The 18,774-nt window shown below is 57.4% G+C and carries 16 protein-coding genes and 1 pseudogene; 8 read left to right on the top strand and 9 right to left on the bottom strand.

Going from position 1 to position 18,774, the window contains the following annotated elements:
- Positions 1-6 precede the first annotated feature (6 nt).
- Positions 7-843, bottom strand: coding sequence for a helix-turn-helix transcriptional regulator (locus tag FHN83_RS08050; protein ID WP_139563633.1), 837 nt, complete (start codon positions 841-843; stop codon positions 7-9).
- Positions 844-1,009: 166 nt separating this feature from the next.
- On the opposite strand from FHN83_RS08050, the gene FHN83_RS08045 reads away from it, so the two are divergent.
- From FHN83_RS08045 to FHN83_RS08035, 3 genes are read left to right on the top strand one after another with little or no spacing between them, the layout of a single operon-like run.
- A complete protein-coding gene (locus tag FHN83_RS08045) occupies positions 1,010-2,818 on the top strand; it encodes a DUF2264 domain-containing protein (protein WP_139563632.1) in 1,809 nt (602 codons plus the stop codon).
- Between the two features lie 31 nt (positions 2,819-2,849).
- Positions 2,850-4,094, top strand: coding sequence for an oligosaccharide MFS transporter (locus tag FHN83_RS08040; protein ID WP_171029962.1), 1,245 nt, complete (start codon positions 2,850-2,852; stop codon positions 4,092-4,094).
- 28 nt (positions 4,095-4,122) lie between these two features.
- Positions 4,123-5,310, top strand: coding sequence for a glycoside hydrolase family 88 protein (locus FHN83_RS08035; RefSeq protein ID WP_139563631.1), 1,188 nt, complete (start codon positions 4,123-4,125; stop codon positions 5,308-5,310).
- A 43-nt stretch (positions 5,311-5,353) separates the two neighbouring features.
- Here FHN83_RS08035 and lysM read toward each other — a convergent pair whose 3' ends face one another.
- From lysM to qseB, 5 genes are all read right to left on the bottom strand, one after another.
- Positions 5,354-5,794, bottom strand: a complete 441-nt coding sequence (gene lysM, locus FHN83_RS08030; protein ID WP_138370227.1) for a peptidoglycan-binding protein LysM — start codon at positions 5,792-5,794, stop codon at positions 5,354-5,356.
- A gap of 138 nt (positions 5,795-5,932) precedes the next feature.
- A complete protein-coding gene (locus tag FHN83_RS08025) occupies positions 5,933-6,247 on the bottom strand; it encodes a putative quinol monooxygenase (RefSeq protein WP_039031847.1) in 315 nt (104 codons plus the stop codon).
- A gap of 29 nt (positions 6,248-6,276) precedes the next feature.
- Positions 6,277-6,858 carry an NAD(P)H-dependent oxidoreductase gene (locus FHN83_RS08020; RefSeq protein WP_139563630.1) on the bottom strand — a complete coding sequence of 194 codons (582 nt, stop codon included), beginning with the start codon at positions 6,856-6,858 and terminating at the stop codon, positions 6,277-6,279.
- 106 nt (positions 6,859-6,964) lie between these two features.
- Positions 6,965-8,314, bottom strand: a complete 1,350-nt coding sequence (qseC, locus tag FHN83_RS08015; RefSeq protein WP_139563629.1) for a quorum sensing histidine kinase QseC — start codon at positions 8,312-8,314, stop codon at positions 6,965-6,967.
- Positions 8,311-8,970, bottom strand: coding sequence for a quorum sensing response regulator transcription factor QseB (qseB, locus tag FHN83_RS08010; RefSeq protein WP_139563628.1), 660 nt, complete (start codon positions 8,968-8,970; stop codon positions 8,311-8,313). Before qseB ends, qseC begins: the two co-directional genes overlap by 4 nt.
- 139 nt (positions 8,971-9,109) lie before the next feature.
- Between qseB and FHN83_RS08005 the strand changes: the two genes are divergently transcribed.
- The 4 genes from FHN83_RS08005 to ftsP all read left to right on the top strand — a co-directional run bounded on the left by FHN83_RS08005 (position 9,110) and on the right by ftsP (position 14,220).
- Positions 9,110-9,511, top strand: a complete 402-nt coding sequence (locus FHN83_RS08005; RefSeq protein ID WP_138370223.1) for a YgiW/YdeI family stress tolerance OB fold protein — start codon at positions 9,110-9,112, stop codon at positions 9,509-9,511.
- Positions 9,512-9,630: 119 nt separating this feature from the next.
- A complete protein-coding gene (gene parC, locus FHN83_RS08000; RefSeq protein WP_139563627.1) occupies positions 9,631-11,889 on the top strand; it encodes a DNA topoisomerase IV subunit A in 2,259 nt (752 codons plus the stop codon).
- 121 nt (positions 11,890-12,010) lie between these two features.
- Positions 12,011-12,748 carry a 1-acylglycerol-3-phosphate O-acyltransferase gene (gene plsC, locus FHN83_RS07995; protein ID WP_039031790.1) on the top strand — a complete coding sequence of 246 codons (738 nt, stop codon included), beginning with the start codon at positions 12,011-12,013 and terminating at the stop codon, positions 12,746-12,748.
- A gap of 59 nt (positions 12,749-12,807) precedes the next feature.
- Positions 12,808-14,220 carry a cell division protein FtsP gene (gene ftsP / locus FHN83_RS07990; RefSeq protein WP_039031791.1) on the top strand — a complete coding sequence of 471 codons (1,413 nt, stop codon included), beginning with the start codon at positions 12,808-12,810 and terminating at the stop codon, positions 14,218-14,220.
- A 37-nt stretch (positions 14,221-14,257) separates the two neighbouring features.
- Here ftsP and FHN83_RS07985 read toward each other — a convergent pair whose 3' ends face one another.
- Positions 14,258-15,733 carry a TrkH family potassium uptake protein gene (locus tag FHN83_RS07985; protein ID WP_139563626.1) on the bottom strand — a complete coding sequence of 492 codons (1,476 nt, stop codon included), beginning with the start codon at positions 15,731-15,733 and terminating at the stop codon, positions 14,258-14,260.
- Between the two features lie 223 nt (positions 15,734-15,956).
- On the opposite strand from FHN83_RS07985, the pseudogene FHN83_RS07980 reads away from it, so the two are divergent.
- Positions 15,957-17,132 (top strand): annotated as a pseudogene (locus FHN83_RS07980) (YgiQ family radical SAM protein); the annotation flags it as partial.
- Positions 17,133-17,267: 135 nt separating this feature from the next.
- Here FHN83_RS07980 and FHN83_RS07975 read toward each other — a convergent pair.
- Both FHN83_RS07975 and FHN83_RS07970 read right to left on the bottom strand, forming a co-directional pair.
- Positions 17,268-17,750, bottom strand: a complete 483-nt coding sequence (locus FHN83_RS07975) for a hypothetical protein (protein ID WP_139563624.1) — start codon at positions 17,748-17,750, stop codon at positions 17,268-17,270.
- Entirely contained in the window at positions 17,725-17,925 is a 201-nt protein-coding gene (locus tag FHN83_RS07970) for a hypothetical protein (RefSeq protein WP_139563623.1), read from the bottom strand. Before FHN83_RS07970 ends, FHN83_RS07975 begins: the two co-directional genes overlap by 26 nt.
- Between the last annotated feature and the right edge of the window lie 849 nt (positions 17,926-18,774).

Genomic DNA, 18,774 nt, shown 5'->3' with positions numbered 1-18,774 from the left:
ACATTCTCAGCCGGTGTGATTCTTCCTGTACTGTAAGGGCGTCTCGCCGATGCCCTTTTTAAACGCGCTGATAAAATAGGTCACATCCGAAAACCCCACCCGCGCGGCAATCTCCCGCACGCTGGCATCCGAGTGCAGCAGGCACTCGCAGGCTTTGCGTAACCTTAACGTATTCAGATAATCGTGAATTTTCTCGCCCGTTTCGGCATGAAATTTCCGTGATACGTAGCTGCGGGATTTCCCCAGCTCATCTGCCAGGGCATCAAGGCTGAATTTCTGCCGATAGTGCTCATCCAGCCAGAACATCACCTGGCTGGCGATGCCCTGACTATTCCCGGGCTGGCCTTCGTCATCGTGCGGCAGCATGGCGAACAGGCCGATCAGCAGGCTGGCGACGCGCTCGCTGTTTAGCGGCGGCGGGTAGCAGCTGAACAGATGATCGATATGGCTGTGGCAGTGCGCCACGTCCGCCACCCAGGCCTCTCCCCCGCGCCGGGACAGCTTCTTTAGCCGCTGCTGGGTCTGGGGAAAATCGCGAAGGGCTTTCATCACCGCATGCTGGTCGAGATGAATAATGGTCCGGCGATAGTTCGCCTCAGCCTGGGGATCAACCATCACCTTATGCAGGGTGAACGGCGGGAAGAAAAACAGCCTGCCGGGGCGCATGGTGTAGTGGCGATTATCGACAATCGCCACGCCAAAGCCCTCTTCGACATAGAGAATTTCCAGACACTGGTGCCAGTGGTGATAGCGCACGGTGTTGGCGAACAGGCGACTGAACGACACGATGGTATCGTTCAGGGCAATCAGCTCAAGGTGTTCCGCCGTCGGGGTCTCGCGCATAGTGCAATAAAACTCAACTTTTTCCTTTTCCTGACCCTTTATAAACCACCTTTTTAAATTTCCTCAACTGCGGGTTTATTCATCTCTCACTCCTGTGACCCGGCTAACATTTCTGCACCTTGCTGATTAACTATGCTTTGCCGCAGTTGATTACGAGGACGAGCCTATGTGCGCGGTAAACAAAGAAAAATCAAATCCGTTGTCATCCCGCCAGGGTCTGGTGGCGTCGCTGAACAGGCTGCTGACTGCTGTGGACAAGCAGTTCCCGGCGGGCAGCTCCCGTTTTTCGCTGGGCGATACCTGTGCCCACTACGCCACGGACGTTGCCGAGATGGAGGGGCTGTCCCGGGTACTGTGGGGGCTGTTTCCGCTGATGGCCGCAGGGGACAGCACGCCGTTCAGCGACAAGTACATCACCGCTATTAAAGAGGGCACCGACCCACAAAGCGCAGGCTACTGGGGCGAAACCGCGCCTTACGATCAGCGGCTGGTGGAGATGGCGGCCTATGGCCTGGGGCTGGCGCTGCTGCAGGAGAGGCTCACGGATCGCTTCAGCGAGCGCGAGGTGATGAACCTGCACGCCTGGCTGAACCAGATCACCGACGCGACCATGCCGGACAGCAACTGGAACTACTTCGCCATTATGGTTCAGCTTGGCTTTAAGCGCGCGGGGCTGCCGTACGACCAGCAGGCCATCGATCGCCGCTTCGCCATGATGGACGCTTACTATCTGGGGGATGGCTGGTACTCCGACGGCCCGGGTCGGCCAAAAGACTACTACATCTCCATGGCGTTTCACTTTTACGGCCTGATCTACGCCACCCTGAGCGGGGATGACGCCCGGGCAGAGGTGCTGCGCCAGCGCTCAGCGCTGTTTGCGGAAGATTTTATCTATATGTCGGCCGCAGACGGCGCATCGGTGCCCTTTGGCCGCAGCCTGACCTACCGCTTCGCGATGGTCGCCTTCTGGAGCGCGGTGGCCTTCTCCGGGCTGGAGGTCTTCACGCCGGGCATCGTGAAAGGGATCGTTCTGCGTCATCTGCGCTGGTGGCAGCAGCAGCCGATTACCGATCGCGACGGCATCCTGACGCTCGGCTTTGCCTACCCGAATCTGGCGATGTGCGAGGACTATAACGCGCCGGGCTCGCCCTACTGGGCGCTGAAAACCTACCTGATCCTGGCCCTGCCGGAGAGCCATCCGTTCTGGCAGGCACAAGAGCAGCCCTTGCCTGCGCTGGCCGAAAAGCGGGTCATCCCCCATGCCGGGCAGATCCTGATGCAGGCGGATCACGTCACGATGCTCACCGCCGGGCAGCTGGAGCTGAACAACTACGTCAACACCGAGGCGAAATACACCAAATTTGCCTACTCCAGCCGCTTTGGTTTCACCATCGAGCGCGGACGCTTCGGCCTTAAGCATGCCGCCTGCGACTCCATGCTGCTGCTGGCGGATGGCGATAACTACTTCCGCGGTCGCCGCGAATGCGGGGAGGTTCGCGTCGACGAGAACTTCATCTTTTCGCGCTGGTCGCCGTGGCATGACGTCCACATCGAGAGCTGGCTGGTGCCGTTCGGCGAGTGGCATCTGCGCCTGCACCGCATCAACAGCGCGCGCACCCTACAGACGGTGGAGGGCGGGTTTGCGGTCATGAAAACCGCCCCCCGGCTTATCGGACGCGGCAGTTTCCTGAATGCGAAGAACGGTAGCAGCGCGATTGTCGATCTCTCGCCGGCCATCACCCGTCAGCCCGACAGCGTGGTGACGCCGCCGAACAGCAGCATCATGTTTGCGGAGTGTGCCGCCATTCCGGTGCTCACCACCACGCTTTTACCTGGAGAGAGCTGGCTGTGCAGCGCGGTGCTCGCCACCGGGGAAGAGATTCAGGAAGCAAACACTCCGCAACTGGAAATAAAAGATAACCGGGCCGTGATTTGCGCGTCCGGAAGCGAACGTAAGCTGTCGTTCATTTTATAAGCGCCTTACCCTGAATATCGGCGAGGATGGTATGAGTAACAAAACTGAATATTACAAAATCAGCAGTTTTATTTTTCTCTATTTCTTTACCTGGTCGGCCAGTATTGGCCTGCTGGCAATCTGGCTCGGGCAAAAAGCGAATCTGAGCGGTTCGGTCATCGGCACCGTATTTGCGGTGAACGGCGTCTTCTCCGTTATTCTCAAACCGATCTACGGCTATATTCTGGATAAGATCGGCATGAGCAAATACCTGCTCTATTTCGTGGTGGCGATGTCCGCCCTGATGGCGCCGTTCTTTATTTACGTTTATCAGCCGCTGTTAATGTCCAACACCATGCTGGGGATTATTATCGGCGCGCTCTATTTAAGTTTCGCCTGGTATGCGGGCGTGGCGGCGTGCGAATCCTATTCCGACCGTTTCAGCCGTCTCAACGGCATGGAGTTTGGTCAGATCCGCATGTGGGGATCGCTCGGCTGGGCGGTGGCATCTTCGTTCTCCGGCCTGCTGTTTAACCTCTCTCCGGCGTACAACTTCATTATGGGCAGCGTGGCGTCGGTGATCATGCTGATTGTCCTCCTGAGCCTGAAGGTGAACACTAACTCGGCGCACGCCGGTGAGGTGCTGACCAAAGAGAAAATCGCCCCGGCGGATGTCTATGCCTTACTGCGCAGCCGCAAGTTCTGGGCCTTCTGCCTCTACGTGGCGGGCGTGGCGTGGATGATGTTTATCGCCGAGCAGCAGTTCTCGCGCTATTTCGTCACCTTCTTCGATGATGTTCACCAGGGCAACGCGGTGTTTGGCTATCTGGGCACCGTCCAGTCGGGGATGGAGTTCGTCATGTATATGGTGATCCCGCTGTTCGTGAACTTTATTGGCGCCAAACGCGGGTTATTAATTGTTGGCCTGATTGTCGGGGCGCGGCTGATTATTTCCGGGATGTGCGATTCGCACCTGCTTATTTCCGTTCTCAAGCCGCTCTACGGCCTGGAAATCTGTCTCCTGCTGGTGTCGGTCTTTAAATATATCGCCGAACATTTCGATAAACGCGTCAACGCCACTATGTACCTGCTGGGCTATCAGGCGATGCTCTACGTCGGCAACGTGGTGGTCTCTTCCCCTGCGGGATATATGTATGACCGCATCGGCTTTGAGCAGACCTATATCATCATGGGCGCTACGGCGCTGACCTTCACCCTTATTTCCGCCTTCACGTTATCCGCCTGCCAGAGCAAATGGCGCGGGGCAAAAACGCTGAACGTTGCAGAACACCACTAATTTACGCCGTCAAAGAAGGAACCGAATTATGTTAAGTCGTATCACTGAGGAGCACCTGGGCGATATTCCTGTGCCCGTGGATGAACATGCCTTTAGCGATGAATTAAGCTCGGCGCGCCGCCACATCCTCGACCTGATTAGCCGTCATTTAACGGAATTCGGCGACAAGTTCCCGGCAGAAACCTGCCGGGAGGGGTTCTATCCCCTGACCGATAACGTCGAGTGGACCACCAGCTTCTGGACCGGGCAGCTGTGGCTGGCGTGGGAGATGAGCGGCGACGAGAAGTTTCGCGCGATGGCCCGCAAGCACACCCGCTCGTTTGGCCTGCGCATTGCCGGGCGCAGCGACACCAACACCCACGATCTCGGCTTCCTGTATACGCTCTCCTGCGTGGCGGACTGGCGACTGACCGGTAACCGCGAGGCGCGCGGCTTCTCGCTGCTGGCGGCGGAAGCCCTGCTGGAGCGCTTCCACGAGAAGGCGAAGATCATCCAGGCGTGGGGCGATCTCTCCGATCCGGAGCAGGCAGGACGAATGATCATCGACTGCAATATGAACCTGCCGCTGCTCTACTGGGCAACCGAGCAGACCGGCGATCCGCGCTTTGCCGAGGCCGCTAAAGCCCACGTGATGCAGGCCGCGACCTGGCTGATTCGTGAAGATGCCTCCACCTTCCACACCTACTATATGGATGTGGTCACCGGCGCGCCGCGCTACGGCAATACCCAGCAGGGCTATGCGGATGACTCCTGCTGGTCGCGCGGCCAGGCGTGGGGGATTTACGGCTTCCTGCTGAGCTACATCTACACCGGCGACGAGACGATGATCGCCCTGTCGAAGCGGCTGGCGAACTACTTCCTCAACCGCCTGCCGGAAGATTACGTCTGTCACTGGGATCTGGCCCTGGTGGGCACCGACGCCCTGCGCGACGCTTCCTCGGCGGCGATTGCGGTCTGCGGTCTGCTGGAGCTGGTGAAGCACCTGCCGGTGACCGACCCCGACCGGGCGCGCTATCTGGCGTGGGCGAAAGGCATTATGTCGTCGCTGACGAAGCACTATCTGATGGGCAAAGAGGAGAAGGGCAACGGCGTGCTGAAGCACTCGGTGTACCACCTCGCCAGCAATAAAGGCGTGGATGAGTGTGCCAGCTGGGGAGATTACTTCTACGTCGAAGCGCTGGTGCGCTTTACCCAGAGCTGGAAACTGTACTGGTAGTCATTTTCCCCTCTCCTGACAGAGGAGAGGGGGTAGCTTATCCTCAGGCTTCAGGGATACGCAGCGTCTGGCCCGGATAAATTTTATCGGGGCTGGAGAGCATAGGGCGGTTGGCTTCAAAGATTTTGTTGTACTTCGACGCATCGCCATACACGGTTTTGGAGATGGCGCTCAGGGTGTCGCCCGATTTAACCGTGTAGTAGGTGGCTTCCTGCTGGGTGTCGGTGGCGGTGATGCTGTTTTCCACCTCGCTGACCCCGGCGATGTTCCCCACCGCGACCTGGATTTTCTCTTTCTGCTCCTGGGTCAACCCGTCGCCCGTCACCACGGCCTTGCCGTCGTTGACGTTGACCTGCACCTTCTCGGCGCCCGGGATATTGAGCTTTTTAAGATGCTCCGAGACTTTATCGCTCTGACCTTTGTGATCGGTCAGGTTGTCCCACAGCTTTTCACCTGCTTCTTTAACGAAGTTAAAAATTCCCATTCCTTCCTCCAGATAACAATGAAATCAGGAATAAGCATAGCAGGTGCGCTTTAAGGTGATAAAAAAAGCCCGGTGGCGCTACGCTTACCGGGCCTACGATTTTCTCCCTCTCCCTTTGGGAGAGGGTTGGGGTGAGGGTTAAACCCCGCTCTCCAGAATACGGATATGCGTTTCCAGAACGTCACCTTTCACCGCTTCGCTCCACGCCTTCATGTGCGGAGTCTGCAGATGCGCTTCGAGGTGCGCCACGGTTTCCCACAGCTCAACCATCACGATGGAGTCCGGGGCGGTAGTCTGGAAGCTGACGCCTGCGGCGGTGTCCACCATCGGCGCATAGCCGTGGCAGCCGGCTTCTTCTAAAACGGTTGGGATAATCTTCGCGAACTCATCCAGCACCGCCTGACGGTGATGTTGTCCAGGACGGGTACGGATTTCAGCAATAACGGTAAGCATGGTCATTTCTCCTGATAACATGCTACCAGTTAAGCAAAAATCTCAGCCAGATGCTTGCGATATTCTGCGATATAGCGTGGCACGTCCGGCATTTTGATCACGTCGTTAGTGATAAAGGTCGGCAGCGCCTCCATTCCCAGGAACTGGTTGGCTTTGTGGAACGGCAGATAAACACCGTCAACGCCCACGCCGTGGAAGAACTGATCTTCTTTGGTGAAGGCTTCCATCGGGGCGTTCCAGGTCAGGGAGAGCATGTATTTTTTGCCCTGGATCAGACCGCCGGAACCGTACTTCTTCGAGGCGTCGGAACGGGTGCGGCCGTCGCTGGCGTACAGCGAGCCGTGACCTTCGGTAAAGACATCGTCCATGTACTTTTTCACGGTCCACGGCGCGCCCATCCACCAGCCTGGCATCTGCCAGATAACCACGTCAGCCCAGAGGAAGTTCTGCACTTCGGCCTGGATATCGTATTCGCCGTCGGTGCGCACGACCTTAACATCATGTCCGGCGTCGCGCAGGAAACCGTCCGCGACCTCGGTCAGGGTGTCATTCAGTTGGCCATTGGAGTGGGCGAATTTTTTCGCGCCGTTGATAATCAGAATATTGCTCATTAAGTTGTCCTCAGAGTAGCGAGTCTGAGGGCCATTCTACGCGCGACAGCGGTGCGGTAAAATGAGCAAAATGTGCAAAGTCTTTTGCTAAAAACGCAATAATCTCCTACCAGCCGAGGGTGACGGCAAACCCGCCGTCCGGTGCATTGCTGAGCGTGACCGTCATCCGGTGCAGGGCGGCAATCCGCTTCACGATGGACAACCCCAGCCCGCTGCCGGTTTGCTCCTGCCCGGGCGGGCGATAGAAACGCTCGCCGATCCGCGCCAGCGCGGCGGGGGCAACGCCCGGACCGTTGTCACGCACGGTAAAACTGCGGCTATCAAGGGTCACATCCACCACGCTGCCGCGTGGGCTGTAGCGCACGGCGTTATCCAGCAGGTTGCGCACCAGCAGGCTCAGCAGCAGCTGCTGGCCGGGACGCGAGACCTGCGGAGCGTTAATATTCAGGCGCATTTCGATCCCGGCCTGCTGCGCCGGATGATAGCTATCCATTACCGCCGACTGAAGCAGTTCGGCCATGTTCAGGGATCCCACATCCTCGAGGCTCTCCAGCGAATCCAGGCGCGACAGCGTCAGGAGCTGCTCAACCAGCCGCGATGCCCGGTCAATACCGGCATGCAGCTGGATCAGGGCTTTCGCCTGCGCCTCAGGATCGTCCAGCGACAGCTGCGCCACCTCGGTCTGCACCTTCAGGGCGGTAAGCGGGCTGCGCAGCTCGTGGGCGGCATCCGAGGTAAAGCGGCGCTCGCGGGCCATCATGGCCTGGGTGCGGGCGAAGAGATGATTCAGCGCGTCGAGCAGCGGGCGAACCTCAACGGGCACGCCGTGCGTCGCCAGCCGGTCGGTGGCATCCGGCGAGCGGGCGCGCAAGGTGTGCGCCAGCTTTTTCAGCGGCCAGAGTTCACGGCTCAGCAGCACGATAAGCAACAGCAGCATCACCGGCAGCGCCACCAGCCACGGCGTGAGCTGCGAGCGCACCACGTCCAGCGCCATCTCCTGGCGGTACTCCCGCTCCTGGCCGACCACCACCCGGTACTTGCCGTCCGGTGAGGTGAGCCACAGGAATCGCCATTCGTCGTTATCGTCGTCCAGCCGCCCGTTGTCGAAACCCTCCCGGCGATAGTGATACGGAATGTCGCGCCCGTTCTCGCCGTCGTTCAGCACCATTTTGCCGTCGGGGGTGTAGATGGCGAAGGCCAGGGCGTCGTCATCCAGATGGCCGTGTTTCGCTTTTTTTGGCACCTCGCGCATGCGCGCCGGGGCGCGGATCTCGTCGAGATCCATCGTCAGCAGCCGTTTAGCAAACAGCATCTGCTGGGTGTCGAATAGCTTATCGAGCTTATCAGTGGTCTGATGCCAGGCGACGATACTCGCGGCGAACCACGCCGCCAGCGACAGCACCATGAACAGCAGCGTCAGGCGCAGCTTCAGGCTCAGGCGTTGGGTCAGTTTCATGCATCACCCAGGGTATAACCGATGCCGTGCACGGTGCGGATAAAGTCGCTGCCGAGCTTGCGGCGCAGATGGTGAACGTGGACTTCCACGGCGTTACTAGAGACGTCGTCATCCCAGGTATAGAGCTTCTCTTCAATCAGTTTGCGCGGCAGCACGCGGCCAGCGTTGCGCATTAACAGCTCCAGCAGGGCGAACTCTTTCGGTTTCAGCACCAGGGTGTCGCCATTGAGCGCAGCCACCAGACGGGAGGGATCGAGCGTCACGCCGCCGTGGCGCAGTTCGCTGTGCGCCTGCCCGTGGCTACGGCGCACCAGCGCTTCGAGGCGGGCGGCCACCTCGATCAGGGCAAAGGGTTTACAGAGATAATCATCGGCCCCGAGACGCAGCCCCTCGACGCGCTGGTCGAGGGCATCCCGCGCGGTTAAAATCAGCACCGGCTCGCTGCGCCCCTTTTCCCGCCACTCGCGCAGGATCTGCAGCCCGTCAAGACCCGGCAGCGTCAGGTCGAGCACCACCGCGTCATAGGGGGCGCTGTAGAGCGCCGCGCGGCCAGTGTCACCGTCGGTGAACCAGTCCAGGCTGAAGCCCATTTTCGTCAGCCCGGCCTTGATGCCATCGCCAATCAGTTTGTCGTCTTCTACCAGTAAAATGCGCATATTTCCCTCCCTGATGCCGCCAGTAAACCCTCTGTAACGCCCGGCTGTACAGTAAAAAAATTTAAATTTTCCGCTTAAGAAGTCGTTAAGGTTTACCCTGTTTAATGGACTGCGAAACGACATTAAAGGGAGAGTTAAGATGAAAAAATTCGCTGCTATTGCTGCCATCATGATGATCACCACCGCGCCGGTTTTTGCGGCGCAGGGCGGGTTTAACGGCCCATCCGCAACGGCAACCCAGACGCAAACCCAGCAGGGTGGTTTTGTCGATAATGACGCCAACCTCACCACGGCGCAGAAGGTCAAGGATATGAAGGACGACAGCTGGGTGAAACTGCGCGGAAACATCACCGAGCGGCTGTCTGATGACCGCTACACCTTCCGCGATGAGAGCGGCACGGTAAACGTGGAGATCGACAACAAGCACTGGAACGGCCAGACCATTACCCCGCAGGATAAGGTTGAACTGCAGGGCAAAGTGGATAAAGAGTGGAACGATTTCGAAATCGACGTGAAACAGGTTATCAAGCTGAATAAATAACCCACCGAGGGGCCGGTATTCCGGCCCTTTTTCTTTGTGACTCGACTCGCCAGATGAGGTAGTATCTGCGGCAATATTGCCTGAAACCAGCAGGTTTCTGAGTTGAGGAATCCCATTAAATGAGCGATATGGCAGAGCGCCTCGCGCTACATGAATTTACGGAAAACGCCTACCTGAACTACTCCATGTACGTCATCATGGACAGGGCGTTGCCGTTTATTGGAGATGGCCTGAAACCCGTTCAGCGCCGCATCGTTTATGCGATGTCTGAGCTGGGCCTGAACGCCAGCGCCAAGTTTAAAAAATCCGCCCGTACCGTGGGTGACGTTCTGGGTAAATACCATCCGCACGGCGACAGCGCCTGTTATGAAGCGATGGTGCTGATGGCCCAGCCGTTCTCCTACCGTTACCCGCTGGTCGACGGCCAGGGGAACTGGGGCGCGCCGGACGATCCGAAGTCGTTCGCGGCGATGCGTTACACCGAATCCCGTCTCTCTAAATATGCCGAACTGCTGCTCAGCGAGCTGGGCCAGGGCACCGCGGAGTGGGTACCGAACTTCGACGGTACGATGCAGGAGCCGAAGATGCTGCCTGCGCGTCTGCCGAACATTCTGCTGAACGGCACCACCGGCATCGCCGTCGGGATGGCGACGGATATCCCGCCGCACAACCTGCGTGAAGTGGCGAAAGCGGCGATCGCCCTGATTGAACAGCCGAAGACCTCGCTGGACGAGCTGCTGGATATCGTACAGGGGCCGGACTTCCCGACCGAAGCGGAGATCATCACCTCCCGCGCGGAAATCCGCAAAATCTACCAGAACGGTCGCGGCTCCGTGCGCATGCGCGCGGTGTGGACCAAAGAGGACGGCGCCGTGGTCATCACCGCGCTGCCGCACCAGGTCTCGGGCGCGAAAGTGCTGGAGCAGATCGCGACCCAGATGCGCAACAAAAAGCTGCCGATGGTCGATGACCTGCGCGACGAATCCGACCACGAGAACCCGACCCGTCTGGTGATCGTGCCGCGCTCCAACCGCGTGGACATGGAGCCGGTGATGAACCACCTGTTCGCCACCACCGATCTGGAAAAAAGCTACCGTATCAACCTGAACATGATTGGCCTCGACGGCCGTCCGGCGGTGAAAAACCTGCTGGAGATCCTCACCGAGTGGCTGACGTTCCGCCGCGATACGGTGCGCCGCCGACTGAATCACCGTCTGGAGAAAGTGCTTAAGCGCCTGCATATCCTTGAAGGTTTGCTGGTGGCGTTCCTCAATATCGACGAAGTGATTGAGATCATTCGCACCGAGGACGAGCCGAAGCCGGCCCTGATGTCGCGCTTTGGCATCAGCGAAACCCAGGCCGAAGCGATCCTCGAGCTGAAACTGCGCCATCTCGCCAAACTGGAAGAGATGAAGATCCGCGGTGAGCAGAACGAGCTGGAAAAAGAGCGCGATCAGCTCCAGGCGATCCTCGCCTCCGAGCGCAAGATGAACACCCTGCTGAAGAAAGAGCTGCAGGCCGATGCCGACGCCTTCGGCGACGATCGCCGTTCACCGCTGCACGAGCGCGAAGAAGCCAAAGCGATGAGCGAGCATGACATGCAGCCGTCCGAGCCGGTGACCATTGTGCTGTCACAGAGCGGCTGGGTGCGCAGCGCCAAAGGTCACGACATCGACGCGCCGGGCTTGAGTTATAAAGCGGGCGACAGCTTCAAAGCCGCGGTGAAGGGCAAGAGCAACCAGCCGGTGGCCTTTATCGATACCACCGGGCGCAGCTATGCCATCGATCCTATTACCCTGCCGTCTGCGCGCGGGCAGGGCGAGCCGCTCACCGGCAAGCTGACGCTGCCGCCGGGGGCGACCGTCGAACATATGCTGATGGAAGGCGATGAGCAGAAGCTGCTGCTGGCCTCCGATGCGGGTTACGGCTTCATCTGTACCTTTAACGATCTGATCTCGCGTAACCGTGCGGGCAAGGCGTTGATCAGCCTGCCGGACAATGCCCGGGTCATGCCGCCGCTGGTGATTGAAAACGAGAGCGACATGCTGCTGGCGATCACCGCTGCCGGCCGCATGCTGATGTTCCCGCTCAGCGATCTGCCGCAGCTGTCGAAAGGCAAAGGCAATAAGATTATCAACATCTCCGCGGCGGATGCGGCAGCGGGAGAGGACAGCCTGGCGCACCTCTTTATTCTGCCACCGCAGAGCACGTTGACCATCCATGTGGGTAAACGCAAAATCAAACTGCGTCCGGAAGAGCTGCAGAAAGTGGTGGGCGAACGTGGTCGCAGGGGATCGCTGATGCGTGGCCTGCAGCGTATTGACCGCGTGGAGATCGACTCTCCGAACCGTGGTAACGCGGACGACACCGCAGAGTAACAGCGTCTCTCCCCCTCCGTTCAGGAGGGGGCTTGCGAAAAATATCCGTTATAAAAACAAAAGAGTTACCCGCTTCCAGTTGCAGTATAATTGTCAGCTGTCAGGGGTTTTTGAGGTCGCTATGCTATTAATTGTTCGTGCCATTATTGCCGTTATCTACTGCATTCTGGTCTGTATCTTCGGCTCTGTTTACTGCCTGTTCAGCCCGCGTAATCCAAAGCACGTTGCCACCTTTGGCCACATGTTTGCCCGTCTGGGGCCGCTGTTTGGCCTGAAAGTCGAGACCCGTCTGCCGGAAGGGGCAGAGAGCTATGGCAACGCTATCTATATCGGTAACCATCAGAATAACTACGACATGGTCACCGCGGCGAAAATCGTGCAGCCGCCAACCGTTACCGTGGGCAAAAAAAGCCTGCTGTGGATCCCGTTCTTCGGCCAGCTCTACTGGCTGACCGGCAACCTGCTGATTGACCGTAACAACCGCGCCAAAGCGCATGGCACCATTGCCGAAGTGGTGAACCACTTCAAAAAGCGCAAAATCTCCATCTGGATGTTCCCGGAAGGGACCCGCAGCCGGGGTCGCGGCCTGCTGCCGTTCAAAACTGGCGCGTTTCATGCCGCAATTGCGGCAGGCGTTCCGATTATTCCAGTGTGTGTTTCCAATACATCGAATAAGATAAACCTCAACCGTCTGCGTAACGGTCTGGTGATTGTCGAGATGCTGCCGCCAGTGGATGTCAGTAAATATGGCAAAGATCAGGTGCGCGAGCTGGCGGCACATTGCCGCGAATTAATGCTGAATAAAATCGCTGAGCTCGATAAAGAAGTCGCCGAGCGCGAAGCCGCTGGCAAGGTTTAAGCCGGCTTAAAGGGAAAACGAATTCCCGTGTTGTTAGCACGTTTATACATGGAGCCAATATGTCACTCAGTCGCCGTCAGTTTATTCAGGCATCAGGGATCGCCCTTTGTGCAGGCGCGGTTCCGCTGAGGGCAAACGCCGCCGGGCAGCAGCCGCAGCTGCCCATCCCGCCGTTACTCGAATCCCGCCGCGGACAGCCTCTGTTCCTGACGCTGCAGCGCGCCCACTGGTCATTCACTCAGGGCACGCGGGCCTCGGTCTGGGGCATCAACGGGCGCTACCTGGGCCCGACGGTGCGCGTCTGGAGCGGCGATGACGTCAAACTGATCTACAGCAACCGCCTGGCGGATAACGTCGCCATGACCATCAGCGGTATGCAGGTGCCGGGTCCGCTGCTGGGCGGCGCCCCACGCATGATGTCCGCCAGCGCCGACTGGGCGCCGGTTCTGCCGGTCCGCCAGCGCGCCTCTACCCTCTGGTATCACGCCAATACCCCGAACCGCACCGCGCAGCAGGTCTACAACGGCCTGGCCGGGATGTGGCTAATAGAGGATGAGGTCAGCAAATCTCTGCCGATCCCCAATCATTACGGGGTCGATGACTTCCCGCTCATTATTCAGGATAAGCGTCTGGATAACTTCGGCACGCCGGAGTACAGCGAGCCGGGCAGCGGCGGTTTTGTTGGCGATACGCTGCTGGTTAACGGCGCGCAAAGCCCCTATGTCGAGGTATCCCGCGGCTGGGTGCGCCTGCGTCTGCTCAATGCCTCCAACTCCCGTCGCTATCAGCTGCAGATGAGCGATGGCCGCCCGCTGCACGTGATCGCCGGGGATCAGGGCTTTTTACCGGCACCGGTGTCGGTTAAGCAGCTGGCGCTGGCCCCGGGCGAGCGGCGCGAAATCCTCGTGGATATGACCAACGGGGAAGAGGTGTCGGTTACCTGTGGTGAGGCGGCAGGCATCGTTGACCGCCTGCGCGGCTTCTTTGAGCCGTCGAGCATTCTGGTCTCCACCCTGGTGTTAACCCTGCGTCCAACCGGCCTGCTGCCGCTGGTCACCGATACCCTGCCGATGCGCCTGCTGCCGGAAGAGATCCTCGGCGGCACGCCGGTGCGCAGCCGGGATATCAGCCTCGGCGACGATCCGGGCATTAACGGCCAGTTGTGGGACGTGAACCGTATCGACATCACCGCCCAGCAGGGCTCCTGGGAGCGCTGGACGGTGCGCGCCGACATGCCGCAGTCGTTCCACATCGAAGGGGTGAGTTTCCTGATCCGCAACGTCAACGGCGCCATGCCGTTCCCGGAAGATCGCGGCTGGAAAGATACCGTCTGGGTCGACGGGCAGGTGGAGCTGCTGGTCTATTACGGGCAACCTTCGTGGCCGCATTTCCCGTTCCTGTTCCACAGCCAGACGCTGGAGATGGCGGATCGAGGCTCGGTGGGACAGCTGCTGGTGAACCCGGCCCCGTAATTCTTTCCGCCCGGCATCCCTGCCGGGCGTACTGTTTCTATGCTCGCCAGAAGAAGCGCGAGCAGAGGATCAGAATCGGATAGATCTCCAGACGCCCCAGAATCATCGCCATACACATCAGGTATTTTGCCCCTTCCGTCAGCGTGCCGAACGTCGACGCGGTTTCACCGAACCCCAGCCCCATGTTGTTGATGCAGGCAGCGACCGTGGCGAAGGAGGTGAACAGATCGTACCCCATCAGATTCAGCGCCCAGATAAAAAAGGCGGTGAACAGCACGTAGAGAAAGAAGAAGCTCCAGACAGACCGTAGTACGCGCTCGTTCACCACGCTTTTGCCGATGCGCACCGGCAGAAGGGCGCGCGGATGGCCGAGCTGATGCAGCTCCTGACGGCACTGTTTGAACATGATCAGAAAGCGCAGCGCCTTGATGCCGCCGCAGGTTGAGCCGACACAGCCGCCGAAGAAGCTGGCCAGCAACAGCAGGAAAATGGTGTGCGCGGGCCACTGGGCATAGTCGCCGGTAGACAGGCCGTTATCGGTCATCATCGAGCTGGCGAGGAAAAAGGCATGCACCAGACTGTCAGGAATGTTGTACATGCCTGCGTGCCACACCTGCCAGGCGGTGATCAGAGTGATGATGGCGGCGGCGACCAGAAAGAACTTCAGCTCCAGGTTGCGGCGAAAAGGTTTCAGCGTGCGGCGGGCAATGGCCACATACCAGAGGGTAAAGTTGAAGGCGGAGAGCAGGGAGAACAGCCCGGCGACCAGCTCTACCGCATGGCTGTCGTAAAAGCCGATACTTTCGCTACGGGTGGAAAAACCGCCGAGGGAGACGGTAGAAAGTCCATGACACAGCGCGTCGAAAAAAGACATTCCGGCCAGCCAGTAGGCCAGGGTGCAGGTCAGCCCCAGCAGCAGATAGGTGAGCCACAGGGTGCGCGAGGTATCCGCCAGCCTGGGCGTGAGCCGCTCCTCTTTAAACGGCCCCGGCATTTCAGACTGATAAAGCTTCATGCCGCCGATGCCGAGGAACGGCAGTACCGCCACCGCCAGCACGATGACTCCGAGGCCGCCGATAAAGTTAAGCTGGGCGCGATAGTAGAGGTACGATTTGGGCAGAGCGCTGACGTCGCCAATCACCGTCGCCCCGGTGGTGGTGATCCCCGATACCCCTTCAAACAGCGCATCCGCCAGCGACAGTTCCTGAACGTCATCCATCCACAGCGGCATGGCGCTAATTATTGAGAAGAGAAACCAGAACAGGACGATAATGACAAACCCGTCGCGGGTGCGCAGCTGGATCCCGGCATGGCGGGTCATCAGCCAGGTGCCGCCGCCGAGGGTGAAAAAGGTCACAAAGGTGCTTAAAAAGGCCAGATAGCTGCGCTCTTTATTTGCCAGCGCGATGGCCATCGGCGGCAGCATCGAGAAGCTGTAAAGCAATACTAAAAATCCGCACAGATGCAGTACGACCTGTAGCTGAGAAACCTGAGAAGAGCGGTTGCGTCGCAAAGTGAAATTCCCCGTTATAGCCTTTTTTTGCTGTGCATAAACTGGCAAAGACCTGAGTATTGTCAGGGTAATTCGCCAGCAGGCGGCATTATGGCAGGTTGTTTACAGGGTTTGTAAAAGTTTCGTTAACCTGGCGCCAGTTTGGCGCATTTCCCCCCTTCATTTATGGCAGAAGAACAGCGTATAATCGCCGCCCTTTGATTATTTTTTCTTCGGAAGCATTATGAGCGCCATTTCCCTGATCCAGCCGGATCGTGACCTCTTCTCCTGGCCCCAGTACTGGGCGGCCTGCTTTGGACCGGCACCTTTCCTGCCGATGTCTCGTGAAGAGATGGACCAACTTGGCTGGGACAGCTGCGACATTATCCTGGTGACGGGCGATGCCTATGTCGATCACCCGAGCTTTGGCATGGCGATCTGCGGTCGTATGCTTGAAGCCCAGGGCTTCCGCGTCGGGATCATTGCCCAGCCGGACTGGAACAGCAAAGACGACTTTATGCGTCTGGGTAAACCGAACCTGTTCTTCGGCGTCACCGCCGGCAACATGGACTCGATGATCAACCGCTACACCGCCGACCGCAAACTGCGTCACGACGACGCCTACACCGCGGATAACGTGGCGGGCAAGCGCCCGGATCGCGCCACCCTCGTCTACACCCAACGATGCAAAGAAGCATGGAAAGACGTGCCGGTCATCCTCGGGGGTATCGAAGCGAGCCTGCGCCGTACCGCGCATTATGACTACTGGTCTGATACCGTGCGCCGTTCGGTGCTGGTGGACTCCAAAGCCGACATGCTGATCTTCGGCAACGGCGAACGTCCGCTGGTGGAAGTGGCGCACCGTCTGGCCCAGGGCGAGCCGGTGGGTGACATCCGCGACGTGCGCAATACCGCCATCATGGTGAAAGAGGCGCTGCCGGGCTGGAAAGGGGTGGATTCCCGTATCATCGACATGCCGGGTAAAATCGACCCGATCCCGCATCCGTACGGCGAAGATCTGCCGTGTGCGGATAACAAACCCGTAGCGCCGAAGAAGGCCGAAGCGAAAGCCATCGTCGTGCAGCCGCCGCGTCCAAAGCCGTGGGAAAAGACCTACGTGCTGCTGCCCTCCTTTGAGAAGGTGAAAGGCGACAAGGTCCTTTATGCGCACGCGTCGCGTATTCTGCACCACGAAACCAACCCGGGCTGTGCGCGTGCCCTGATGCAAAAGCACGGCGAGCGCTACATCTGGGTTAACCCCCCGGCGATCCCGCTCTCTACCGAAGAGATGGACAGCGTGTTTGCCCTGCCGTACAAGCGTGTGCCGCACCCGTCATACGGCAACGCGCGCATCCCGGCGTATGAGATGATCCGCTTCTCGATCAACATCATGCGCGGCTGCTTCGGCGGCTGCTCTTTTACTCTTGTTTTTATGTATTTAGAGTTAAACTCTACTTTTCTATTTTTAGAATTCAAGCTATTCATCGTAATTGAGAGATATCCTTTTAATGTTCAGCAAGCCTGTTAAAAGCACTTTATCTGAACCGCGTTTTGCCTAAATCCTGCTCAATATATACTCTCCCTGAGTTCTGAAATCCTCAAATTCCCCAATCTTAAAGCATTGATACATAGATGATGTCAGATAATGCGCAATCATCTCACCGCCAATATGGATCCGTTCCGGGTGTGGGTATGTCGCCTGTATAGCCCTTTGTTCATTCATCATTACAGGAATTGTCTGCAACAAATCCCCATCCAAGATTTGGCACTCAGGTTTTACTCCTGTTCCGTATTGTAATTGCTCTGATTCGAAATCATGGACTGAGCGATAGGCGAACGAAACGATATTTCCTGTTTCCTCGCAAATTGCGAACTGATAAACACTGGTTGTCACCGTTGAAGAAGAGGGAATTGCATGGTCATGCTTGTATTGTTTCCACAGCCTCCTTAGACAGGCCGATGTATGATAATTGAGATTTTGTATACCTGATACGACCATTCTGGTTGATGCTTCAAGCAACCGTGTTAGAAAATCCACCTGCCCCCGTTCCTGCTATGATGGTTCTTAGCTGGGGGATGTAACCTGCTTTGGAAACAAAAGATAACGGCTCCCCATTATCGGTGACGGCAAGGGTATCTGTTACAATCAGTGCTTGTGCTTCGTCTGTATAAAATATCAGTGATGACATATTTTCCTCATCCAGAAAAGACATTACATGAATCACAGAACAGGTCACTACAACCACGTGAAAGGGAGTCAGACCATTTTCCAGAGGTAAATATATTCTTGTGTTTGGACGCGTTGCGGTTCTCTGTAAAAAATATATAGCACAAACAAAAGTCCCCGCAGGGATAAATATAGTTATATGCGCTTTTTCTGCTGGCTTTTACAATTGAAAGTGACAGGTAAACGAAATGTGTTACAGGTTTCTTTTGCTTTTCGTTGGGTTCTGTATATGCGAATTTACCCTGTGTGTTATTTTTGCAATGGACTCAGGCTGTATTCAATCAATTAAGGTTTACTTCTGGCATTAAGATGTATCCGTTGCCTGTTTTTTAAGGGCACGGTTTGTGCCGGGAAATGAAAATCACATCTTAAGTTCTTCACTCAAAGGATTTGTGATGTTTATCACGTATGGTCCGGGTAACGTGTTGAGGTCAATGTATTGCATCGTGATGGTGTCGTTACATCTTTACTTTCCTCCTGATTTGCATATTCACCCCGGCAACCTGGTTGTTTGTTTTTCTTCTTCCGGATTTATAGTGTAGGCATGAGGTGGCGTTTCAGGGCGACAGACTGTGAGGATAATCACTAACATTCATGCGCGTTATGGGCGTGTCAGCAAACTGGATGCAACAGAGCCGAAACTGAAATTTGAACCCGATTTCTGTATGCTGAAATACCTTTATTAGCGGCATCCAGAATCGAAAACTGAGCCGATATGTACACTTTATCTTATGGATAAAGCTATCCTGCAGGCCGATTTAAAGCCTTTAGCCCGGCATTTTACGCTGGATAAGGTGGCTGGAGGATAACGGACTTGACCCTTTCACCCGGGAAC

It is taken from the genome of Leclercia adecarboxylata, from assembly GCF_006171285.1.
In the GTDB taxonomy this organism is placed as follows: Bacteria; Pseudomonadota; Gammaproteobacteria; order Enterobacterales; family Enterobacteriaceae; genus Enterobacter; species Enterobacter barmai.
Note: the sequence above shows the minus strand (reverse complement) of the source record. Positions and strands in the feature narration are given on the sequence as shown.

Excerpts from the sequence above, each read along its gene's own strand:
- lysM (WP_138370227.1), bottom strand. The coding sequence starts at position 5,794 with ATGGGAATTTTTAACTTCGTTAAAGAAGCAGGTGAAAAGCTGTGGGAC.
- parC (WP_139563627.1), top strand. The coding sequence starts at position 9,631 with ATGAGCGATATGGCAGAGCGCCTCGCGCTACATGAATTTACGGAAAAC.
- ftsP (WP_039031791.1), top strand. The coding sequence starts at position 12,808 with ATGTCACTCAGTCGCCGTCAGTTTATTCAGGCATCAGGGATCGCCCTT.
- FHN83_RS08005 (WP_138370223.1), top strand. The coding sequence starts at position 9,110 with ATGAAAAAATTCGCTGCTATTGCTGCCATCATGATGATCACCACCGCG.
- FHN83_RS08040 (WP_171029962.1), top strand. The coding sequence starts at position 2,850 with ATGAGTAACAAAACTGAATATTACAAAATCAGCAGTTTTATTTTTCTC.
- qseB (WP_139563628.1), bottom strand. The coding sequence starts at position 8,970 with ATGCGCATTTTACTGGTAGAAGACGACAAACTGATTGGCGATGGCATC.
- plsC (WP_039031790.1), top strand. The coding sequence starts at position 12,011 with ATGCTATTAATTGTTCGTGCCATTATTGCCGTTATCTACTGCATTCTG.
- qseC (WP_139563629.1), bottom strand. The coding sequence starts at position 8,314 with ATGAAACTGACCCAACGCCTGAGCCTGAAGCTGCGCCTGACGCTGCTG.
- FHN83_RS08020 (WP_139563630.1), bottom strand. The coding sequence starts at position 6,858 with ATGAGCAATATTCTGATTATCAACGGCGCGAAAAAATTCGCCCACTCC.
- FHN83_RS08035 (WP_139563631.1), top strand. The coding sequence starts at position 4,123 with ATGTTAAGTCGTATCACTGAGGAGCACCTGGGCGATATTCCTGTGCCC.
- FHN83_RS08025 (WP_039031847.1), bottom strand. The coding sequence starts at position 6,247 with ATGCTTACCGTTATTGCTGAAATCCGTACCCGTCCTGGACAACATCAC.
- FHN83_RS07970 (WP_139563623.1), bottom strand. The coding sequence starts at position 17,925 with ATGTCTTTTCTGGATGAGGAAAATATGTCATCACTGATATTTTATACA.
- FHN83_RS08045 (WP_139563632.1), top strand. The coding sequence starts at position 1,010 with ATGTGCGCGGTAAACAAAGAAAAATCAAATCCGTTGTCATCCCGCCAG.
- FHN83_RS08050 (WP_139563633.1), bottom strand. The coding sequence starts at position 843 with ATGCGCGAGACCCCGACGGCGGAACACCTTGAGCTGATTGCCCTGAAC.